Origin of the sequence: Lentiprolixibacter aurantiacus (assembly GCF_026241225.1) — a bacterium.
Taxonomy (GTDB): domain Bacteria; phylum Bacteroidota; class Bacteroidia; order Flavobacteriales; family Flavobacteriaceae; genus Lentiprolixibacter; species Lentiprolixibacter aurantiacus.
Genome location: NZ_JAPFQP010000001.1, coordinates 903,807 through 924,707, shown reverse-complemented (window position 1 = coordinate 924,707; position 20,901 = coordinate 903,807). Strand labels below are relative to the sequence as shown.

The following is a 20,901-nucleotide window of genomic DNA, read 5'->3' as shown; positions in this document are numbered from 1 at the left end:
GATCCTACCTGTCAATGATCTTGATCATACACGTAAAATCATAAATGAACATGGGTTGTTTCAGTTGTATTTCTTCCCTGGCTTGGAATACAAGTCGAAATGCCTATCAACTTCAGCAGGACGGAGTTCGAGTAGTTTCTTCTTTGCTTTATCCAGACTCATACAAGTCCAGGTCCATATTCCAAAAGCTTTATCCGTTGGATAACTGATACCACCTGATTGACGATTTAGGCGTCTTTTAAACACCTCGTAGTATGTGTCCACCGTACTCGACTTCGCAGATAAAACCCAGCCTGACTTGCTTATTTGATTGCAGTAATATACCCTGACTGGTTTCAAAATCTAAGGTGCATACCTTAAGTGCCAGGACCTTGATTGCTAAACATTTAATGTAGTCTTTATTTAATCCCTAAAGGCCTTTTTCAAGTTAACTATAGATTAACCCCTTACTCAAGTTTAATGCACAAAAAACAGCCATTATTGCCACTTGAAAATTTCTGATTACGTGCTTTAGACCACATTTTCCTTGAATGGAAAAATCGACTTCAATGCCCGGGACCAATCATTAAGAATATTGCTTCCATTGTTTTAGTGTGGCACTAAATCACAATGAATTATACACATTGTTGTGTGTAGTTTTTCATCCAACATTTACATTGAACAAATAACCAACTAATGCAGTCAGTCCCATTGCCACAGTTCCCCAGAAAGTAATTCGAAGAATTGCTTTACCAATACTTGAGCCCCCTGCTCGAGCAGCTAATGCACCTAAAATTATTAGAAAAAAAAGTGCAAATCCATAAAGTGAATATTCCATACTCTTTAATGGAATGAAGAGTGTTACCAAAAATGGAAGTAATCCACCTACTGTAAATGCCGCTCCAGACGCCAATGCAGCTTGAATGGGTTTTGCTTGACTAATCTCATTTATCCCTAATTCATCTCTTACATGTGCGCCTAACGCGTCATGTTCCGTTAATTCCTTGGCTACTATTCTGGCAGTCTCTTTTTTCAGACCTCTTTTTTCATAAATTTCCGCAAGTCTTTGTAATTCAATTTCAGGCATTTGGTTAAGTTCATCTATTTCACGTTGTATGTCGGCTTTTTCAACATCTGTTTGCGAACTTACAGAAACATATTCTCCAGCTGCCATAGATAGGGCACCGGCAACTAGTCCAGCTAGAGTAGCCAAAATCACAGGTTCTCTTACATCACTCGCAGCAGCAACACCAATCGCAATACTTGCGGTGGACAAAATTCCATCATTAGCTCCCAATACCGCCGCTCTTAACCAATTACTGCGATTAATGTAATGAGGCGCCAAATAATCATCTAATATATCCGCTTTTTTAGTCATCTCTTTTGATTGTCTAAATTACACACAACGGTCGTTAAAATACCCTGTGCCTGCTTCTGGACAAACCTGGATTACACAAAAAATTAGTTTATTTAAGGCTACTCATTTTTTGTGTATGAGAACTGGTATAGGGTATATGCGTTGTTGTGCGTTCGTTATTAATTCACTTTTGGGTAATTTTCTTTCCAAGTCCAGGCAAGGAAAATAATATAAGATGTCGTAACAATTTCTATAATTGCAAAGAAGACATAAAACATTTCAGCAGTTCCTACAAACAGTGAAGCTGAAACTGCCAAAGTATGTATTATTCCTGCGATAATATTTGTTATCCTATTCCATTTGTAGTTTAAAACTCTTGAAAACAAAACCATCACAATTGCCGTTTCCATCAAAACACCACCAATAAACAAAAACACAGGAGTGATAGTCATACCTCCTACCACACCATTCATAAATTCATGAAGTCGAGTAGGATTCATTAAGCTAAGAATATCTGCGTATAGATAATTAAGAACAGCAAATATCCATAATGTTGAAAGTAATACTTTTCTGTCCAGATTCATTTTTACAGTTTTCAAATATGATGGATTATCATTTTCCGTGAATTAACTGATGTGAGGTATTTGTATCAAATGGTGTACAACATGTAATGCCCCTACCAAAATAGCTATTCATTACAATTATTTTCTTGATAATACTAAAATATGTTGGGATTTTCACTGTAAGATTTCATTTATCTTACCACAGATATGAGCGAGTGTTCGGGTATTTAATATCTGAAAGTGTATTTCGTAGTAACAGTTTTAGCATACGTTTTCCCTGAGATGTCTTGAAATATTTTTCTCGTCTTCTAGCATCTTATTTATTGATAAAGAATTCACAATAGATAAGTTTCAAAGGTCCCCTTTTTGATGTGCTTTTGGTTCTTCCTCTATTGTAGTCAATTATTCTTTTCTTAAGATTAGTGGTAAAGCCATGATAGAGCAATAAATCTCGTTGGCTTTGTAATACATAAACACAATACGGAAGTACCATGTATAAATGTACTAGGCTAACCTGAAATGGAATTGCATAAAATAAAAAACCCACGCGAAATGCATGGGTTTAAAATCATATGGCCATGAAGTAGAGTAATCTCACTTCATAGCCAAGTAGTGAGCTTTGCTCTACTACTTGGCTCCCCCTCTTGGGCTTCCTCCGCCGTTCGCTAAAGCTCACTACGGGGGATAGACCTCTCGCCCAACTTTTTTCATGAAAAAAGCCACCCACTTTTGTGGATGGCTTTGGTGTAGCAATGAAGTGAGCTCCGCTCTACTTTCTTGCTCCCCCTGAATTACTATTTTCGAACCAATTCTATGAAGATGCCCGTAAACTCTATGATGTAACGGAATCTTTAATATACCATAATCCAGACCTTATTAGAGCACATCGCAGTTTACATCCTACATTGTAATTGAACCTTAAAATAATTAATTTCATAACCCTTCTATTGTTTCAGAGCATAAAGGTGCTACCCTAATTCACCTTGTTTACCATTTATTTAAAAATGACGTCATTAAATTATAAAGGGTAATAAACATCCTTTCCCTGCAACTTAAAAATGATATCCTTCAAATTGGTATTCTCCAAGGTACTGTTAAACTCTGTTCTTCCTTTCCCTACCAGATCGTGTAAAGGGCATGGGTGATCCATGTCGCAATTATTGATCCCCAAAATACAGGAAGCGATAGACTTATCGCCATCTATCACACGAACGATATCCATAAGTGAATGTTCAGTGTTTTCTGCAGATAAGTAAAATCCCCCGTTGCGGCCTTTGGTAGAAGAAATAATTCCACTGCGTGATAACTGCTGCAGAATCTTGGCCAGATAGGACTCAGAAACCCGTATCTCTTCAAACATCTCACGAGTCAAGATTTTATTGGATTTACTGGAATGCAGTCCGAGATAAATAACTGCCTTAATGGCGTATTTGGCAGAATTAGAAATCATAAATCAAAGGTAGCGTATTTTTTTTATGGATAAAAAGATGTTTTTATCCTTTTTATGATATAAATCATATTTCGAACAAATCGCACTGCATACATTTGTCCTGTTAAATACCCTAAAAATGAAAATGAAACTAATTAGTTTTTGCTTTTTCCTCAGCCTTTTAACCTTGGGATGTGGTGAGAAAAAAGAGAAAGAAGACGAAGGATTTAAAATTGAACGTAAAAGTTCCCAATCCGAAACTAAGAAATCAACAGTGGAATCCACAGGTGTCAAAGCCTCTGAGCGAATTGATCTGACCAACAAGGGCGTGGGACCCATCACTTTGGTGAACCTCGGCGATGAGATCAATTCCGAAATGGCAGCGCAAGGTGAAGCCGTCTATAACCAGATGTGTCTGGCCTGTCACAGAATCGGCAAAAAATTTATCGGGCCAGCCCCAAACGGTATTCTGGAACGCCGGACTCCGGAATGGGTTATGAATATGATCCTGGTACCCGAGAAAATGGTCAAGGAAGACCCGTTGGCAAAAGAACTCCTGATTGAATTCAATGGCTCTCCCATGGCAAACCAGGGCCTTACGGAAGAGCAGGCACGTGCTGTACTTGAATATTTCAGAACCCTTAAATAACAAGACATGAAAACAATCAACAACCTTATTTTATGGTCTGTCCTTTTGATGGGCCTTTTAATTCTTGGATGTAAAACCGACTCCAAAGGATCCTCATCGTCCGATACAAGTTCAGGTATTGAGGTGAGTAAAGAACAGGGCCAGGCCTTTATCGAAGATGACACCTCTTCCCCTAACATCCTGAATATTGCTGTGAAATCTTCGGACCATTCTACGCTGGTAGCAGCGGTACAGGCAGCCGACTTGGAAAATGCATTGGTCAATGCGGGACCGCTTATGGTCTTTGCCCCTACCAATAAAGCCTTTGATGCACTTCCTGCAGGCACAGTTGAAGACCTGCTGAAGCCTGAGAACAAGGATGCCCTGGCCAATATCCTGAAATATCATGTTACCCCGGGAAAATATGACAAGGATTTTCTCAAAAAATTCAAAAACCTGGGGCAGGCTAATGACCAGAAAGTAACTGTTGAAGTAAAGGGAAATGATGTCTATGTGGGGGGCGCCAAAATAATAGCCAGTGTCCCGGCGAGCAATGGAATTATCCATGTAGTAGACAAAGTTATGTTACCCCCTCAAGAATAAATAATTAACTATTAATAAGTAAAAACAATGAAACGATTTACCTTACAAATAGGAATTGCACTTTCAGGAATGGTATTGCTTTTTTCGGGCTGTAACCAGGGCGGAAATGCGGCCAACGGAGCCTTATCCTCAAGCGCTGCTGAAAAAGTATATGTTGCACCGGGAGAGCAGGACGAATTTTACGCCTTTCTTTCCGGAGGGTATAGTGGCAACCTTACGGTATATGGCCTGCCATCTGGCCGAATGTTCAAGGAAATACCGGTATTCTCCCAATTTCCTACCTCTGGTTACGGGTATTCCGAAGAAACCAAACCCCTGTTAATTACCTCCCATGGTTTTATTCCCTGGGATGACCTACACCACCCGGACATCTCACAAACCAACGGGGAACTGGATGGTCGATGGATTTTTGTAAATGGAAACAACACCCCCAGGATTGCACGTGTAAGTTTGAGCACATTTGAAACTGAGGAAATCATCGAAATCCCAAATAGTGCCGGAAACCACAGTTCTTCATTTATTACCGAAAATACAGAATATGTGGTGGCAGGTACACGTTTTTCCGTTCCAGTACCTCAGCGTGACATGCCAATCAATGAATACAAGGGTAATTTCAAAGGTGCCCTGACTTTTATTAATGTCGATCCCGAACACGGGCATATGGATATTAAGTTCCAGGTAATCATGCCCGGATTTAACTATGATCTTTCCCATCCCGGGAGGGGCAAATCCCATGGCTGGTTCTTCTTCTCTACTTATAATACAGAAGAAGCAAGTACGCTCCAGGAAGTGAATGCTTCACAAAATGACAAAGACTTTATTGCCGCCATCAACTGGAAGAAGATCGAGGAATATGTAAACAATGGAGGAGGAACTGAAATGCCGGCAAATTATGCCCATAACGTGTATGATGAAAGCACCCATATGGCAAGGTCAACTATGAAGAAAAAGGTTCTTACTGTGGATCCTACCAAGGTGCCTGGTGCGGTATTTCTCTTGCCAACTCCCAAATCACCTCATGGATGTGACGTAGACCCTTCAGGTCAATATATTATAGGTGCAGGAAAGCTTTCAGCAGATATCACGGTACACTCATTTGACAATATGCTGGCCGCTATTGAAGCCGAAAAATATGACGGGTATGCTTATGGAATCCCAATATTGAATTTCGAAGAAGTACTTGCCGGTGTCGTAAAAAGCGGGGGGCTTGGCCCATTACACACGGAATTTGATGGAAAAGGTAATGCTTACACCACTTTCTTCATCTCATCCGAGGTGGTTAAGTGGCAACTGGAGACCTGGCAAGTAGTAGACCGCAAACCCACATTTTATTCAGTTGGCCACCTGATGATTCCCGGTGGAAACTCGAGAAAACCTTTCGGAAAATATGTAGTGGCAATGAACAAGATCACCAAAGACCGGTACCTGCCCACGGGACCAGAAATGGAGCACTCTGCCCAGATCTATGACATTTCGGGAGAGAAAATGGAACTGCTCTATGACTTCCCTACACATGGGGAACCTCATTACGCAGCGGGATGTCCGGCAGACCTGTTAAGGCAGAATTCCAAGAAAATATACAGATTGGATGAGAACAATCACCCTTATAGTATAAAATCCCCGGTAGATGCACGAGTTGAGCGGGAAGGTAAGGATGTACATATTTACATGTCCACAATCCGCAGCCACTTTACTCCAGACAACATAGAAGGCATCAAGGTAGGAGACAGGGTCTATTTCCATGTGACCAATCATGAACAGGATTTCGATGTACCCCATGGATTTGCAGCAATTGGTGCCAACACATCTGAAATTCTTGTAATGCCGGGACAAACCAAGACCATTGTTTGGGAACCCAAACAAGTTGGGGTATGGCCATTTTACTGTACCGATTTCTGCTCTGCTCTTCACCAGGAAATGCAGGGATATGTTCGGGTATCGCCAACCAATTCAAGCATTGAATTATCCTGGTCGGTAGGAGAATAATAGGTTTCTTTAGTTAATTGGCTAAAAATGGAATAGCGGGCCGTGTGAAAACCTGCCCGCTATCCTATTACTCATAAAAGTCCTATAAAAAATCAATCCGATGAAAAAAGCAAGCATCTTAATGATCCTTGGCCCCCTCTTTCTGCTGGGTCTATACATTTTTCCATTATGGAATATTATGCTGGGTGCTCCGCAATACCCCGATCCGCTCGGAATGAACATTCATATTGACGGTATAAGGGGAGTAAATGAATTTGACATTCAAAACATAGATGGCCTGAACCACTACATAGGGATGCGAACCCTTCCAAAGGATGAAGACATGTGGGAATTTAGCGCTTTCCCGATCATTGTTGCTGTAATGATAGCCATCGGAGTGATAATTGGTTTGGCAGGGTTTTTTAGAAGGATAAATTACAAATGGTTCCTGGGGTGGTTCTTTTTGATGTCGGTCCTCGGTGTCATGGGAATGTACGACTTTAACGAATGGATGGTGGATTACGGGACAAATCTCGATCCAAATGCGATCATGAAGCTTACCAATCCGGATGGTTCTCCGATTTCGTATAAGCCACCCTTGTTTGGCCATGTAAAAATGTTAAATTTTGATGTCACCTCTCTCCCTGCCACTGGGGCCTGGTTAATGTTTGTAGGTATGACGTTGACTCTATTAGCCGGTTATTTCGGTTGGAAAAACACGAAGTCCGGACATGTAATTAAACCTTTGGAAACATAAGATATTATCTGCCGATATGAAATCAAGAAAATGGCTATATATTTTAATGATCCTGTTGCTGGTACTGCAGCTGAGCTGTATTGTTGAAGCTAACCCAATTGTATATGGTTCTGACACCTGTCACTTTTGCCGTATGACAATAGTAGACAAACAACACGCTTCTGAAATTGTTACCAAAAAAGGCAAGGTGTATAAATTCGATGCAATAGAATGTATGTTTAATTATCTGAAGGAAAGGGAAGATAAGGACATTGCAATATTTCTTGTAAACGGATATACAAATCCAGGAAAATTGATTGATGCCACAGCGGCAACTTATCTGGTTAGCGAAGGCATCCCAAGTCCTATGGGGGAGTATCTAACCGCATTTGAAACAGAGCTTGAAGCATTGGAGGCACTGCAAAAGCATGGTGGTGTACTTTTTTCATGGCAAGAAATCAGAAACCGATTTAAAAAATAAGATATGTACGAGATTGGTAAACGTATAAAAACCCAAGCGATCAAAGGAATACAGGTCCATAAACTCAATAAAAATAAGGCTCTGGAAATCTTATGTATTATCATGGAAAAGGGCTCGATACTTCCGGAGCATATCTCACCCAAGGATGCCACGCTAATAGTCATGGAAGGTGCGCTTGATTTTAAAATTGAGGGAAAATCCTTCCTTCTTTATCACTATGAGGATTTTATGTTTCCAAAAGAGATACCACATTCAGTAAGGGCAAAGGAAAATTCCAGATTCTTGATTATCCGCTAAAATGATACTCAAAAGTATAATTTTCATTCATATTCTTGCGGCCACCATATGGACTGGAGGTCATCTGATTCTTTCCATTGGAATTCTCCCCAAAGCGATGAGAAATAGGGATTTCAGGATTATTGAACAGTTCGAATCCCGTTTTGAACCCATTGGTTTACCCGCCTTGCTTATCCTTATTCTAACAGGAACCTATATTACAACAGTTTACACCCCAGACATTTTTATGTTTAATTGGCAGGACCACTTTACACGCCATATCCTTCTGAAATACGGCCTGCTGATCATCACACTCATATTGGCTATCCACGCCAGGTTTTACCTTATCCCTAAAAAAGCCCTCAGGCCACTGTCTGTTCATATAATCCTGGTAACTATTATAGCCATACTTTTTGTACTATTGGGTTTTAGTGCTCGAAGCGGAGGTATTTTATGAGTCAAGAAAATCGACATTACGTTTTTTATATACTTCTACTCTTGTTATTGGGAATAACTCCGGTCAGAGCGGGTACCATTCAGGTATGTCCGGACTGTGATGTCAAATCCATACAGCATGGGATTAACATAGCCCAGGAACGGGACACACTGATAATAAAAGAAGGTGTATATGCTGAGTTTAACATACTTATAAATAAACCATTAACCCTTCTTGGTCAAAACTATCCTGTAGTTGACGGAAATGAAAAAGGTGAGGTATTCAGGATCGTATCGGATGGAGTTCGTATAGAAGGTCTTTTCATTATTAATGTGGGAGTAAGCTATACATCCGATCATGCTGCTATTCGGGTGGTGCGAAGCAAAGATTTTCAAATAGTAAACAACCGCTTTGAAAATCTTTTTTTTGGAATTTTCCTTGAAAAATCTTCTCATGGTGTTGTTGACAGCAACCAAATATTGGGGATTGCCCGGGATGAATACAATTCCGGGAATGGGATCCATCTTTGGTATTCCAATAATATACTTGTAAAAGACAACAACATAGAGGGGGTAAGGGACGGGATTTACCTTGAATTTGCAGATACCATACGCATCCGGGGAAACCAGAGCCGCAAGAACCTCCGTTATGGGTTGCATTTTATGTTTTCCAACGACAATATTTATTCGGACAATCTTTTCGAAAACAACGGGGCAGGGGTCGCTGTAATGTTCTCTAAAAAGATCCGTATGACTGGGAACCGGTTCCGGAAAAACTGGGGGCCTGCCGCCTATGGCATGCTGCTAAAAGAAATCAATGATGCTGAGATCACCGGCAACCTTTTTGAAGAAAATACCGTTGGGATCAATATAGAGGGTTCCAATCGGATAACCTACAGGGGTAATAATTTCGTTAGCAATGGCTGGGCCATCCGGGTACTGGGCGCATGTTATTCAAACGCATTCAGCCGAAATAATTTCCTTCACAATTCCTTTGACCTTTCCTATAACAGCAATGTGAACGATAACAGCTTTGAAGGAAACTACTGGAGCAGTTATTCGGGTTACGATCTGGACAAAAACGGGGTGGGCGATGTTCCCCACCGACCGGTAAAGCTGTTTTCCTATATAGTGAACCGCACTCCGGAGACCCTAATCCTGCTTCGAAGTTTGTTTATGGATTTGATTGATTTTTCCGAAAGGGTATCCCCAGTTTTTACCCCGGACAACCTGGTGGATTCCCAACCCCAAATGCGTTTAATTCAATGATTCAAATAGAGAATATACATAAGCAGTTTGCAAAGAATAAAGTATTGAAAGGGGTAAATCTCAATATTCCTGAAGGGGGAATCTATGCAGTATTGGGTCCGAATGGTTCAGGCAAGACCACCCTTATAAAATGTGTTTTGGGGTTGGTTATACCGGACGAAGGTTCCATCAGCATACTGGAACAACCTGTAAAAAACCAGTGGAAATACAGGGAACAAATTAATTACCTACCCCAGATTGCTAATTTCCCGGGGAATATCCGGGTAAGGGAGCTCATCGGAATGATAAAAGACCTTCGAAGCAAACCGGGGGATGAAAGGTCCCTTATAGGTTTATTTGGCCTGGAACCATTTCTGAATAAGAAGTTGGCAAACCTCTCAGGCGGAACAAAACAGAAGGTAAACCTGGTGCTCACTTTTATGTTTGACAGCCCGGTGATCGTCCTGGATGAGCCCACCTCTGGTCTTGACCCAACGGCAATGATTGTACTGAAAAACTTAATTCAAAAGGAACGGAAGGCAGGTAAAACCTTTCTCATCACCACCCACATAATGCAATTCGTGGAAGAAGTTGCCGATCAGATCGTGTATTTACTCGAAGGGCAGGTCTATTATACCGGGACTCTGTCCGGATTACTGGAAAAAACGGGACAAAAAAATCTGGAACATGCCATTGCACATATAACCATGGAGAAACAAAATGCTTAAAATTCTTAAATACAGTTTTTACGATTTGATGCGAAGCCGTTGGAGTTATGTGTATTTCTTGTTTTACCTGTTGCTCGGTTTTGTATTGTTATTCCTGAACAACGACCTCTCTAAGGCAGTGATTACCCTAATGAATATTATCATTATACTCGTCCCACTGATTGCCACAATCTTCGGGGTCATGTATTTCTATAATTCAAGAGAATTCACCGAATTGCTGCTGGCCCAACCCTTAAAACGGTCTTCTATATTCATGGGTCAGTACCTGGGTGTAGCAGGTTCTCTGACCCTCAGCCTTTGCCTTGGCCTGGGCCTGCCCTTTCTGCTTTACGGTCTATTCAAGAGTGGCGCCATCCTTAACTTTTCCATGCTTATCCTTATCGGGGCTTTGCTCACTTTTATTTTCACCGGACTTGCATTTAACATTGCTCTTTCTAACGAAAACAGGATAAAGGGCTTCGGCTATGCCGTACTGCTATGGCTTTTTATGGCGGTGATTTATGACGGGTTGTTCCTGCTTACTCTTATTGCTTTCGAGGAATATCCTCTGGATACCTTTTCCCTGGCAGCTACTGTTTTCAACCCTATTGATCTTTCCCGTATCCTGATACTCCTAAAACTGGACATCTCTGCATTACTGGGTTATACCGGAGCAGTTTTTAAAAACTTCCTTGGCACCGGGCTTGGATTCCTGATTTCTGCTGCGGCACTATTACTTTGGACAGTACTACCCGTTTGGAGTTTATCTTTTAAGGCCAAGAAAAAGGATTTTTGAAGTCAGGGTCGACAACTTTGCATTGATCTAATTACCATCCGGGTAATTTATTAAACATATGGGCGGAACAAATTATAGAAAGGTTAGGATAGATGTCTTACCCAACTTTTCCCATGAAAAAAGCCACCCACTTTCGTGGATGGCTTTTTCTAAATTACCTGCTCCCCTGAAGTACTATTTTCGAACCAATTTTATGAAGATGCCCGTAAACTCTATGATGTGTCGGAATCTCTTATCTACCATAATCTAGACCTATATAGAGCACATCGCAGTTTACATCCCACTATTTAATTGAACCAATACGAACACCTATTTAATTGGGTAATGAATTATATTAGTATGATTATAACAAAACGAATATTCATAAAGGATAAATGCAATGGCGAAGAAAAAGTCAAACAATAACGAAACAGAAAATCTGAGGGCTTACCTAGATGTGGGGATTAGATTAAGAAATAATGAATTAAATATTCAAATGATTAGAAATGCCATATTTACTGGTGTTCAAGTTGTATTGGTTGGTTCGTTTATTGCGTTTAAAGACCTTACATTAATTCTTGAATTGATAATATCCGCTTTTGGCATATTAATATCCATTAGTTGGATATTGTACTATAAATCATCCTTATTTTGGGTTAGATATTGGGAAGAAAGGACGTCAAAGGTTAATGATGCCTTTCTTGAATTGGCAGAAATTGATGTAAATCTATTTAATAAACATCCAGCATCAGGCAGTTACGAAGAACCCTTATCCGTAGAATATGGAGGTAAAACTTTAGAATATTCATCGGTTCATTCTCCAATTAAAATTGCTCAAATAGGTTTCTTGGTATTATGGTTTACTATATTTATTGGTGTTTCTTTATGTAATATAGACCCTCGCCTTGGTATTTGCAATATTTGATTTTTCCAGGTTATCTTATTAACTAATCCATTAGAAAATCATAACATGAATAATGTGACGTATTGGTTGATAATAATGGAAATACTGAGAAAAAAATTTCTTAAATAGTTTCCAACTTGTTTAGTTGTTCTTTGAACCTAAATCATCTAATTGATTCTTTGAACAGAAACAATTTCACCGTTTTTAATTATTAATTTCTGAACGGGTTTTTCATTTAAGTATTCATATTGTAAAAGTTCCCCATTTCCATATCGAAGGTTCCCCTTATCCAAATCGATACCAGTACTACTCTTAATGTATTGAACTTCCATAATCTTATTTTCCTGATATATGATTGATGTAAATGGCTTGCCATTATCGTAACTTATTCTAAGAGTATCTGAATACTTTGGAATTCGTTTAATCGTTTCCATAATTGAGTAAGAAGGGGCGATTACAGCCAAATTTAATTTAGTATTAGAGCCTGACACCACACCTACTAACTCTTTGAGTTTTCCAGAAGTATCTACTGTCACAACTGGGCCTCCACTATTGCCACCGAAAGAATTTGAATCCAGATAATATCCCGTATATATTTTTAAACTATCTAGCCTATATTGGATTAATTTACTTGCCGGTCGTCCACTTAATGTTATTGGCTCCATTTTAAACCTTCCTAGACCATCGGGATAACCGATAGTATAAGTAGTTTCATTTCGCAAAGGAGCCTTCTTTTCGTTATATATAGCAATCGAACTAATTCCAATAGGGAATTCTGAGAATAAAACACCTGATCTCTTCATAGGTAAAATGGCCAAATCTGATTCTTCATTGTAATACCATTCATGGTTCGAAAATTCAACCTTTTCAAATTCTGAAATACCGCCGGATTGATTAATATATCTAATATAACTTGTTTTTGACTTCGATATACTATCTGCATGATGGGCTGCAGTTATTAGATAAATCAACCCATTATCGCTAACAAAAAATCCTGATCCGACTGGATATTTTTTGTTGAGTTCATTGGCAGATCCAAACAAAAATGCACTTGATTGAGTAACTGTTTCTATGAATGAATACTCCTTATCTTGACTAAAAACAGAAATACTTAGAGCGAACAGGATCGATAGAATTATTAATTTATGGTTCTTTTTCATCTTATTCGGATCATTAGATTTATAGGTAAAGTTATATTAAAGTGTATAACTATTGCCCACTTACAATTAACTGGTTATGAAACTAAAATATCTTAATGTTCAAAATTGTCGAGCACTTTTACCTGATTCTGACGGGCTTCCCACTCTCAAAAGACTTGATGAGTGCCTTGACGGAATAAACAATAAGTATCCTGGATCCATAAGGTCTTTAATTAAGACAAATGAGAAGAGCATGATCCGCTGTAAAGGAAGTAGAAGGCTTTGCGTCTCTCACATTAAGATTGCGCAGGGCGTTGACTTTCAAGAAAGAGTGATCAACACCAGAGCAATTCTTGAAGATAGACGCGCCCCTGCGGAATTCATGATGTTACAATACTTCGGAAATACAGTCTCACAAAAGATTATAGTTCCCTTACAATATTTACTGAAAGGTTGGGGAAATGCTAGGGAGGGTCATCAGTGTTATATACATTATGTTTCGCATAATATGGACAAAAAGGTTAACCTGGAAACAATGCAATGGAATGATTCTGATTCGGATAATTATTATTATGCAGGTATAACAAGTCGAGATTGGCTTAAACGATTAAATGAGCATATAGGAGAAATACGCCGAGGTAGTGCAAAGAGTTTTCATAAGGCATGGCGTGAAAGTTTAGGGAAAAACAATGTTCAGTTCTCTTCATACTTAAGGGAAATCAACCAGTCCTATGAAGAGGCAATGGATTGGGAGGAAAAGAAAGTTGATAGTCTAAGTAAAGACGCAAATTGTCTCAATATGATTCCTGGAGGTTTTAAAGGACTCAAGTTTCTTCATAAACTTAGAATAACTGATCGTGTTAAAATTCCACTTGAGCAAAGAGAAAGAGCGATTGCAAAATACGCCAAACAAAATCGCAGGAAAGGAGTTCCAAATCCATTTATTGCTGAATTATGGAAAGATGATGAATATTATCTAAAAATAATTGAAGCAAGACCGAAAACTTTATCACGTGAACAGGTATTATTAATCCGTGAACTAAATGGAAAAGGATGGTCTTTAGAAAAAATTACTAAAGAAATTAAGGCTATAAATCAAGCCCAAGTGAAGAGAGTAATTGAAGGTAAGACCTATAGAAGATATCATTAAATGAAAAAGGGTATTAAGAAAATTAATTAGTTCTATTTACTCATGAATTGAAATTACTCTCTCCCCCTTTTTTCCATTTATTTCCAAGTTCCTGCTATACATAACCATAAATACCTCCAGTTCTCTCTTAACACCTTGGCTGTCAAGGCTCTCCCATTCTTCACATTTGCCTGGCTTACGGCAGTATTCACACTCCCACAAATCCTCAGATTTTCGGGTATAGGTAGTGATCTCTCCTTGACCATCAAATACCACTTTGATCACACCATCAAGAATGCTATTTTCAAGTTTGGGTGCTTTTTTCATTATTTCTATATTATTCATTAATCCAATTAGGTCACTATTCTACATCTGCGGAACTATATTTTCAATTCATTTTGATTCTTGCCATGTTTGTAACTTTTAAATATCTTTCCATTACCAGGGATGTCAATTTACCTTTAAAAACATATTTTCAAATTCCAAATTCTATTTGTGCCAAATGATTGAAGAAGTATATGAAAATACGAAGATTGCAACCAATGGATCCGAAATTAGCCCATTTTCACTATTTAGTGATGTTATCAATATTGATAAATTATCATCTAATAATGAGAATATAAAGTTTGAACCTATCCTAGATAGATCCATTCTTGCTAAAGGGGATTGCATTGATCTATTAGGTAAAATCAATGAGTCATCCGTTGACCTAGTTTTAACCGATCCCCCTTACAATTTGGGTAATTTCATGCACAAAAGGAATACGAACTTGGTTAAAATGAGAGAAAATCAGTTTGCATATGCCGGTTGGGATAACCTTTCCCAAGAGGAATGGGAAGAGCAGATGGATAAATTTCTTAGGGAAAGCGCTCGTATCTTAAAAAAGGGGGGCGCATTACTTATTTTTATGTCGCTCATGAAGGTGGAAACAATAGTTAAACTTGCTTCTAAATATAAATTCTACTATAAGACAACAGGAGTATGGCATAAAACCAATCCCATGCCCAGAAATATGAATATACACTTTGTAAATTCGACGGAGGGCTGGATTTACTTTATAAATAACGATACTTCTGGAACTTTCAATAACGAAGGGAAAGTTGTGCATGATTTCTTTGAAAGTTCCCTCACCACAACAAAGGAAAAAGGTTTTGGCAAGCATCCCACACAAAAGCCTACTAAACTAATTTCACATTTAATCAAGCATCTTTCCAATATCAACGATGTCGTGGTTGATCCTTTTATGGGTAGTGGAACAACTGGCGTATCATCAAAAAGGCTTAATCGGCGTTTTATCGGAATCGATTTGGATAATGATTACTATGAACTGTCTAAATCAAGAATTGTAAATGGCTAGTCTAAAAGTAGCAGACCTATTCTCCGGTGTTGGTGGGCTTTCACAAGGATTCATTTCAAAGGGGTTTGAAGTGGCCTTTGCCATTGAATACGATAAAGAAATTTCAAAGTCCTATGAATTAAACCATCCTAATACATCTGTCATCAATGAAGATATTAGAGAGATCAACTTAGAAAGGTTAAAAGATTCATATGGCAAGATTGATGTTATTGTTGGAGGTCCCCCATGTCAAGGTTTTTCTCAAAAGGGAAAAAGGTTAAGTATAAATGACCAACGGAACTATCTTTTCAAGAGGTTCATAGATGCTGTTGACATATTTAGGCCCAAATATTTTGTTCTTGAGAATGTTCCTAATATTCTATCTACTGCCAATGGTTTTTTTAAAGAGCAGATAATTCAAGGTTTTAATGAACTTGGATATACCGTAAACGCCGAAACTCTTAATGCTTCTGATTTCGGAGTCCCTCAGAATCGCAGACGGGCTTTTTTCCTAGGGTCTATGGATGGAACTATGTTACCTTTTCCTAGTCCAAATAATCAAGTAACGACAATAAAGGAGGCAATTTATGACCTTCCTTTTATTGAGTCTGGCGAAGGCCATCAATATTTCGATTATGAAAAGCCTGCAACTTCTGTTTATCAAAAAATCATGAGGTCCGGTTCAGAAGGTATTTTCAACCATATTTCAACTAAGCACTCTGAAATTGCCCTTCAAAGGCTTTCTTTAATACCAAAAGGCAAGGGCAAGGAAGTACTTCCGGAAGAGCACAGGACTAAGTCAATTTATAGTGGCACATGGTCACGTTTAGATGAGGATGGAATAGCCGCAACAATTACTACAAGATTTGATACCCCTTCTTCAGGGTTATTCACACATCCCATATTAAACCGTTGCTTAACCGTTCGTGAAGCCGCCAGAATACAATCTTTCCCTGATCGATTTTTATTTTATGGGACGAAGTCTTCCCAGATGAAACAAGTGGGAAATGCGGTTCCGCCTATGTTAGCGGCAGAAATTGCAAATATCATTCACTTGAACGAAAACAAATGAAAGTAGGACCAGTTAAAATCACTCCTAGGGAGGGTTTAAATTTGCGATTGGGTATTAAATCTTCAATGAACAATTTGGCCCAATTATTCGGATCACTCTTTACATTATATAAATTTGGCAATAGTACTCTTGAGTATTCAGAAGAATTTGTTTCCGATAATAATACTCAAATTCGTTTAAAATCTGAATTAAATGACCCTCTATTAGACTTTTATAGGGTTCAATTACAAAATTCTGGTATTGCGGACAATGACTTTATAGACCTGATCAACGATTCACCCCTTTTTAAAAAACAACTCGAACCTCTTCAAGTTACAATTGAACTTTTTTGGAAACTTGCCAAGGTTTATTTCACAGACGATACTCTACCTGAAAGTAAAGAAAGAACAGGTGGTGATAGATTTGCCAAATCACTTGAATTCTCTAGCAATTTGGATATTATCGATTGCATGTTCTTAAATAATGCTAATCAATTAACAGAAGAAGGTAAAAATCTGTTGTTTAATCTTATCACTAACCAAAACCTTCCTGATGGAGGTTTAGAAGATAAACTTAGAAGGGTCTTAACTGTATTTTCAGAAGAAACTATATATAAAATACGATTGGACGAAGGTGAAATAATTTTCCAACAAGAAGGAATCTATTCAAAATTAGTAAATGGCGATACAGTAGATGACATAGATATTGAAGGAGCCGTCGGACCATTTAGAGTCTTAAAAAGTGCTGTAAGCGAAAATTTCAATTATTACCTAGGCAAATCCCCTCAGGACGGCTTTATAATCAAGGAAGGTTTAAATGATGCACTTACTCAATATCTTAAACGCGTAAATACTTCATTAAACCTATCCCCAAAAAGTTTAAAAGTAGAAGCACAAAAAGAAGTAGCGGAAGGTGAATATCCTGCCAGTAAAGACCCAATAAACTTAATACTTTACGGCCCACCAGGAACCGGAAAAACATATAGGCTAAAAAACGATTACTTTCCTATATATACTACCACAGAAGATAGGTTGTCACCGGAAGAAAACTTCCAATCTGTTGTTCAAGAATTGAGTTGGTGGCAGGTAATTGCCATAGCATTATTGGAAGAAGGTAAATCCAAGGTAAGCCAACTAATTGATAATAGATGGATTGTTGAGAAACAAAGGACTCAAAAAATAAAAACACTGAGCAACACAATATGGGGACAACTTCAGACACATACAATCTTAGAATCCGAAACAGTTAATGTCGCAAAAAGGTTCTCACCATTAATATTTAATAAGATGGAAGATGGTGAATGGAAAATCTTAGAAAATAATGTTCATGACCAGTGCCCAGAAATAATTGAAATTAAAACAGGTGTAGACAATTTTGAACCTGAACCTGGAAAACCTGTAAAAAGGTATGAGTTCATAACCTTCCACCAATCATATAGTTATGAAGATTTTATAGAAGGTATAAAACCAATCATGCTTGATGATGGAGAAGAAGTAGCGGGTGATTTAGGTTATGATGTAGTCCCAGGGATTTTTAAAGAACTGTGCGGGAGGGCCGAAGGAGATCCAAATAACAGGTACGCCATTTTCATTGATGAAATCAATCGAGGAAATGTCTCCCAAATATTTGGCGAACTCATAACCTCAATAGAAAAAGATAAAAGACAAGGTAAATCGAATGAATTGCCTATTAAACTCCCTTATTCAAAAAAAACATTTACAGTTCCATCCAATGTTGATATTTATGGAACTATGAATACGGCTGATAGGAGTGTTGAAGCCTTGGATACGGCATTAAGGAGGAGATTTGAATTTATAGAAATGCCCCCTGATCTTTCAGTAATACGGCAAGAAATTGAAGGAATTAAAGTATCAGATATACTTAAGGGCATAAATAATAATATAGGGCTACTTTTAGATAAAGATCATTTAATTGGGCACGCATATTTCATCAACGTAAAAACAAAAGAAGACCTTGCTAATACTTTTAAGAACAGTATAATTCCTTTATTACAAGAATACTTCTACGGTGACTATGGTAAAATTGGATTAGTTCTAGGAGATGGGTTCATTGATAAGATTATCAATCAAAATAAAAAGTTCGCCCCTTTTGTATATGAAGGAGATGAAGATCGCTATAAACAGAAACCGTCGTATTTAATAAAGGAAGTTTCAGCAGAAGAGATAATGCCTGCTGTAGAAAAGTTATTAAATACTCCTTCAGAAGATATGGCCTAATTGTCATTTATCGAAAAAATATCAGTTTTCGAGCATCAACGCTTATATGTTGGTGACAAAGGTTTTACAGATAGCCACCTTGAGAAATTACTGGCTTTAAATGACCAATATCAGACTAACTTTTTCCAACCAATTCCAAGAGGTGTTAAGTTCAATCAATATGTTGGTGTCATACAGATTGATGGATTGAGTATTGAGATCAATCCTAAGGCCGACAAGAATGACAAGGACGGGAAATGGCGTGGGAAACTGCTCAAAATGCTATCCTTCTGTAATCAATTAAAGGCTACACCATTTGGTCCAGGATTAGTAGAAAAACAAAACCTCAATTTACTTTATGTTTATTTTGAGATATATCTCAATGAATTAGATAGGTTGATTCGTTTGGGGCTAGTTAAGCAGTATAGAAAAGAGACCAGTAACACAAAGGCTTTAAAAGGCAAATTAGATTTTGCAGGCAATATCCGTTACAACCTTATCCACAAAGAACGCTTTTATACAACACATCAAGTTTATGATGCTAATCATTTATTGCATCAAATACTATTAAAGGCCTTACAAATAGTATCATTTTTCTCAAAGGGGTCTTACCTTTTTGATCAATGCAAGCGAATATCACTAAACTTTCCTATTTCTGATCCTTTAGAAATAAATTCCAAGCATCTAACTAAAGTTGTATTGAATAGGAAGACTAAGGAGTATGAGTACGCCCTTGAACTTGCCAAACTAATTATAAGCAATAGTTCTCCGGACATCGAGACTGGCGAAGAAAGGATTCTATCCATTCTCTTTGATATGAACAAACTGTGGGAAGAATTTGTTGGTTTACAACTAAGAAAAGTATGCCTTGAGAAAGGTATAGGAATTCAAACACATCAAAAGAAAAATTTTTGGAACAATAAATATCTAGAGCCTGATATAATTTTATCTAAAGGTAATGATACATATGTCATAGATACAAAGTGGAAACTTCCATTGGAAACATCTGTATCAAACAATGATCTAAAGCAGATATACTCTTATTGCCGATTTTGGAAAGCCAAAAAGGGACTGTTGCTTTATCCTGGTGACGAGACCCTCAGTGAAGAATTTGCCAATTATAACAATAAAGACTATATAGAAGGAAGGGATAAACAAATGCAACGAATGCAACACCAATGCAAGATTGGATTTGTTTCCGTTATCGATACAGATTCAAATAAATTAAGCATGGATATTGGGCAAAAAGTTATTGAATTACTTGAAATTTAGGTTTCAACATTATTTCCAAATAATGCAAAGAACTATACCGAAAATTTTTTAAGCACTATAAATGGCAATTTGCTTCAGTAAGTAATCCCTTATTTTACACAATCCTGTTATACTGATCAAGAATAATTCTGTAAAAAGATAATTGTAATCTTAAACTAGAATTGCCACTGTTGATTTAGTAGTTTTATCAAAACGACCCTATTGGAAATAATAAATAAATCAAATTTCAACTATGAAATTTAATGCTAATTAGTATGCTTCTAATTGCATTATAACGCTTAATTTGGAATACTATAATAGTATAAAATAGTATTAACTACCGATGCCATTCACCAAGGGTCATGAAAAAATTGGAGGTCGAAAAAAAGGAACTCCAAATAGAATTACAAAAGAACTTCGAAATGTCTTAAAAGAAATTATTGCTCAGGAATTAGAACATTTGCCTTCATACTTAGAATCAATTCCAGATAAAAAGAGAATAGAGATATTGCTTAAATTGATGCCTTATGTTTTTCCGAGATTAAACCCCATATCCTTTGAATCTGGGGAACCTGTAGATTTTAGTTATGACAAATATTGAAGTTTGACATGTTATCCTTCCTCTATCTATATTTTATATAAAAGGATTCATTTCTGTGCTTTAATAAAACTTCCATAACTAATTTTCCTTTT

23 protein-coding genes are annotated in these 20,901 nt (G+C 37.8%); 17 read left to right on the top strand and 6 right to left on the bottom strand.

Features of this window, described 5'->3' with window-relative positions:
- Positions 1 to 640: 640 nt before the first annotated feature.
- From OO016_RS04090 to OO016_RS04075, 4 genes are all read right to left on the bottom strand, one after another.
- Positions 641 to 1,357: a VIT1/CCC1 transporter family protein gene (locus tag OO016_RS04090; protein ID WP_266011062.1), complete on the bottom strand. Its 717-nt coding sequence runs from the start codon at positions 1,355 to 1,357 to the stop codon at positions 641 to 643.
- 158 nt (positions 1,358 to 1,515) lie between these two features.
- Positions 1,516 to 1,920 carry a DUF6326 family protein gene (locus OO016_RS04085; RefSeq protein WP_266011060.1) on the bottom strand — a complete coding sequence of 135 codons (405 nt, stop codon included), beginning with the start codon at positions 1,918 to 1,920 and terminating at the stop codon, positions 1,516 to 1,518.
- Positions 1,921 to 2,215: 295 nt separating this feature from the next.
- Complete coding sequence (locus OO016_RS04080) at positions 2,216 to 2,392, bottom strand: GIY-YIG nuclease family protein (RefSeq protein ID WP_266011960.1); 177 nt, start codon at positions 2,390 to 2,392, stop codon at positions 2,216 to 2,218.
- A 525-nt stretch (positions 2,393 to 2,917) separates the two neighbouring features.
- Entirely contained in the window at positions 2,918 to 3,349 is a 432-nt protein-coding gene (locus OO016_RS04075; protein WP_266011058.1) for an RrF2 family transcriptional regulator, read from the bottom strand.
- Positions 3,350 to 3,467: 118 nt separating this feature from the next.
- On the opposite strand from OO016_RS04075, the gene OO016_RS04070 reads away from it, so the two are divergent.
- From OO016_RS04070 to OO016_RS04020, 11 genes are all read left to right on the top strand, one after another.
- Positions 3,468 to 3,977 (top strand): c-type cytochrome, encoded by a 510-nt coding sequence (locus OO016_RS04070; RefSeq protein ID WP_266011056.1) that lies wholly within the window; start codon positions 3,468 to 3,470, stop codon positions 3,975 to 3,977.
- A gap of 6 nt (positions 3,978 to 3,983) precedes the next feature.
- The gene (locus OO016_RS04065) at positions 3,984 to 4,559 is read left to right on the top strand and encodes a fasciclin domain-containing protein (RefSeq protein ID WP_266011054.1); all 576 of its coding nucleotides are present in this window, start codon (positions 3,984 to 3,986) and stop codon (positions 4,557 to 4,559) included.
- A 27-nt stretch (positions 4,560 to 4,586) separates the two neighbouring features.
- Positions 4,587 to 6,545, top strand: a complete 1,959-nt coding sequence (gene nosZ, locus OO016_RS04060) for a Sec-dependent nitrous-oxide reductase (RefSeq protein ID WP_266011051.1) — start codon at positions 4,587 to 4,589, stop codon at positions 6,543 to 6,545.
- 100 nt (positions 6,546 to 6,645) lie between these two features.
- Positions 6,646 to 7,281, top strand: coding sequence for a hypothetical protein (locus OO016_RS04055; protein WP_266011049.1), 636 nt, complete (start codon positions 6,646 to 6,648; stop codon positions 7,279 to 7,281).
- Positions 7,282 to 7,297: 16 nt separating this feature from the next.
- Complete coding sequence (locus tag OO016_RS04050; RefSeq protein ID WP_266011047.1) at positions 7,298 to 7,741, top strand: nitrous oxide reductase accessory protein NosL; 444 nt, start codon at positions 7,298 to 7,300, stop codon at positions 7,739 to 7,741.
- Between the two features lie 3 nt (positions 7,742 to 7,744).
- A complete protein-coding gene (locus OO016_RS04045) occupies positions 7,745 to 8,038 on the top strand; it encodes a cupin domain-containing protein (protein ID WP_266011045.1) in 294 nt (97 codons plus the stop codon).
- A 1-nt stretch (position 8,039) separates the two neighbouring features.
- The gene (locus tag OO016_RS04040) at positions 8,040 to 8,474 is read left to right on the top strand and encodes a CopD family protein (protein WP_266011043.1); all 435 of its coding nucleotides are present in this window, start codon (positions 8,040 to 8,042) and stop codon (positions 8,472 to 8,474) included.
- Positions 8,471 to 9,721, top strand: coding sequence for a nitrous oxide reductase family maturation protein NosD (locus OO016_RS04035; protein WP_439649301.1), 1,251 nt, complete (start codon positions 8,471 to 8,473; stop codon positions 9,719 to 9,721). The genes OO016_RS04040 and OO016_RS04035 overlap by 4 nt, the downstream gene beginning before the upstream one ends.
- A complete protein-coding gene (locus tag OO016_RS04030; RefSeq protein ID WP_266011041.1) occupies positions 9,718 to 10,428 on the top strand; it encodes an ABC transporter ATP-binding protein in 711 nt (236 codons plus the stop codon). Before OO016_RS04035 ends, OO016_RS04030 begins: the two co-directional genes overlap by 4 nt.
- Positions 10,421 to 11,203 (top strand): ABC transporter permease, encoded by a 783-nt coding sequence (locus OO016_RS04025; RefSeq protein ID WP_266011039.1) that lies wholly within the window; start codon positions 10,421 to 10,423, stop codon positions 11,201 to 11,203. The genes OO016_RS04030 and OO016_RS04025 overlap by 8 nt, the downstream gene beginning before the upstream one ends.
- Before the next feature lie 379 nt (positions 11,204 to 11,582).
- Entirely contained in the window at positions 11,583 to 12,107 is a 525-nt protein-coding gene (locus OO016_RS04020; RefSeq protein WP_266011037.1) for a RipA family octameric membrane protein, read from the top strand.
- A 146-nt stretch (positions 12,108 to 12,253) separates the two neighbouring features.
- Here the strand turns inward: OO016_RS04020 and OO016_RS04015 are convergent, their stop codons facing one another.
- Positions 12,254 to 13,246, bottom strand: coding sequence for a S1 family peptidase (locus tag OO016_RS04015; RefSeq protein ID WP_266011035.1), 993 nt, complete (start codon positions 13,244 to 13,246; stop codon positions 12,254 to 12,256).
- A 76-nt stretch (positions 13,247 to 13,322) separates the two neighbouring features.
- Here OO016_RS04015 and OO016_RS04010 point away from each other — a divergent pair, with 76 nt between their 5' ends.
- Positions 13,323 to 14,375 carry a hypothetical protein gene (locus OO016_RS04010; protein WP_266011033.1) on the top strand — a complete coding sequence of 351 codons (1,053 nt, stop codon included), beginning with the start codon at positions 13,323 to 13,325 and terminating at the stop codon, positions 14,373 to 14,375.
- A gap of 36 nt (positions 14,376 to 14,411) precedes the next feature.
- Here OO016_RS04010 and OO016_RS04005 read toward each other — a convergent pair whose 3' ends face one another.
- Positions 14,412 to 14,699 (bottom strand): calponin homology domain-containing protein, encoded by a 288-nt coding sequence (locus OO016_RS04005; protein WP_266011031.1) that lies wholly within the window; start codon positions 14,697 to 14,699, stop codon positions 14,412 to 14,414.
- Positions 14,700 to 14,856: 157 nt separating this feature from the next.
- On the opposite strand from OO016_RS04005, the gene OO016_RS04000 reads away from it, so the two are divergent.
- From OO016_RS04000 to OO016_RS03980, 5 genes are all read left to right on the top strand, one after another.
- Entirely contained in the window at positions 14,857 to 15,711 is an 855-nt protein-coding gene (locus OO016_RS04000; RefSeq protein ID WP_266011029.1) for a DNA-methyltransferase, read from the top strand.
- Entirely contained in the window at positions 15,704 to 16,762 is a 1,059-nt protein-coding gene (locus tag OO016_RS03995) for a DNA cytosine methyltransferase (protein WP_266011027.1), read from the top strand. The genes OO016_RS04000 and OO016_RS03995 overlap by 8 nt, the downstream gene beginning before the upstream one ends.
- The gene (locus OO016_RS03990; protein WP_266011025.1) at positions 16,759 to 18,978 is read left to right on the top strand and encodes an McrB family protein; all 2,220 of its coding nucleotides are present in this window, start codon (positions 16,759 to 16,761) and stop codon (positions 18,976 to 18,978) included. Before OO016_RS03995 ends, OO016_RS03990 begins: the two co-directional genes overlap by 4 nt.
- Entirely contained in the window at positions 18,979 to 20,229 is a 1,251-nt protein-coding gene (locus OO016_RS03985; RefSeq protein WP_266011023.1) for an McrC family protein, read from the top strand.
- A gap of 322 nt (positions 20,230 to 20,551) precedes the next feature.
- Entirely contained in the window at positions 20,552 to 20,809 is a 258-nt protein-coding gene (locus OO016_RS03980; protein ID WP_266011022.1) for a hypothetical protein, read from the top strand.
- Positions 20,810 to 20,901 lie beyond the last annotated feature (92 nt).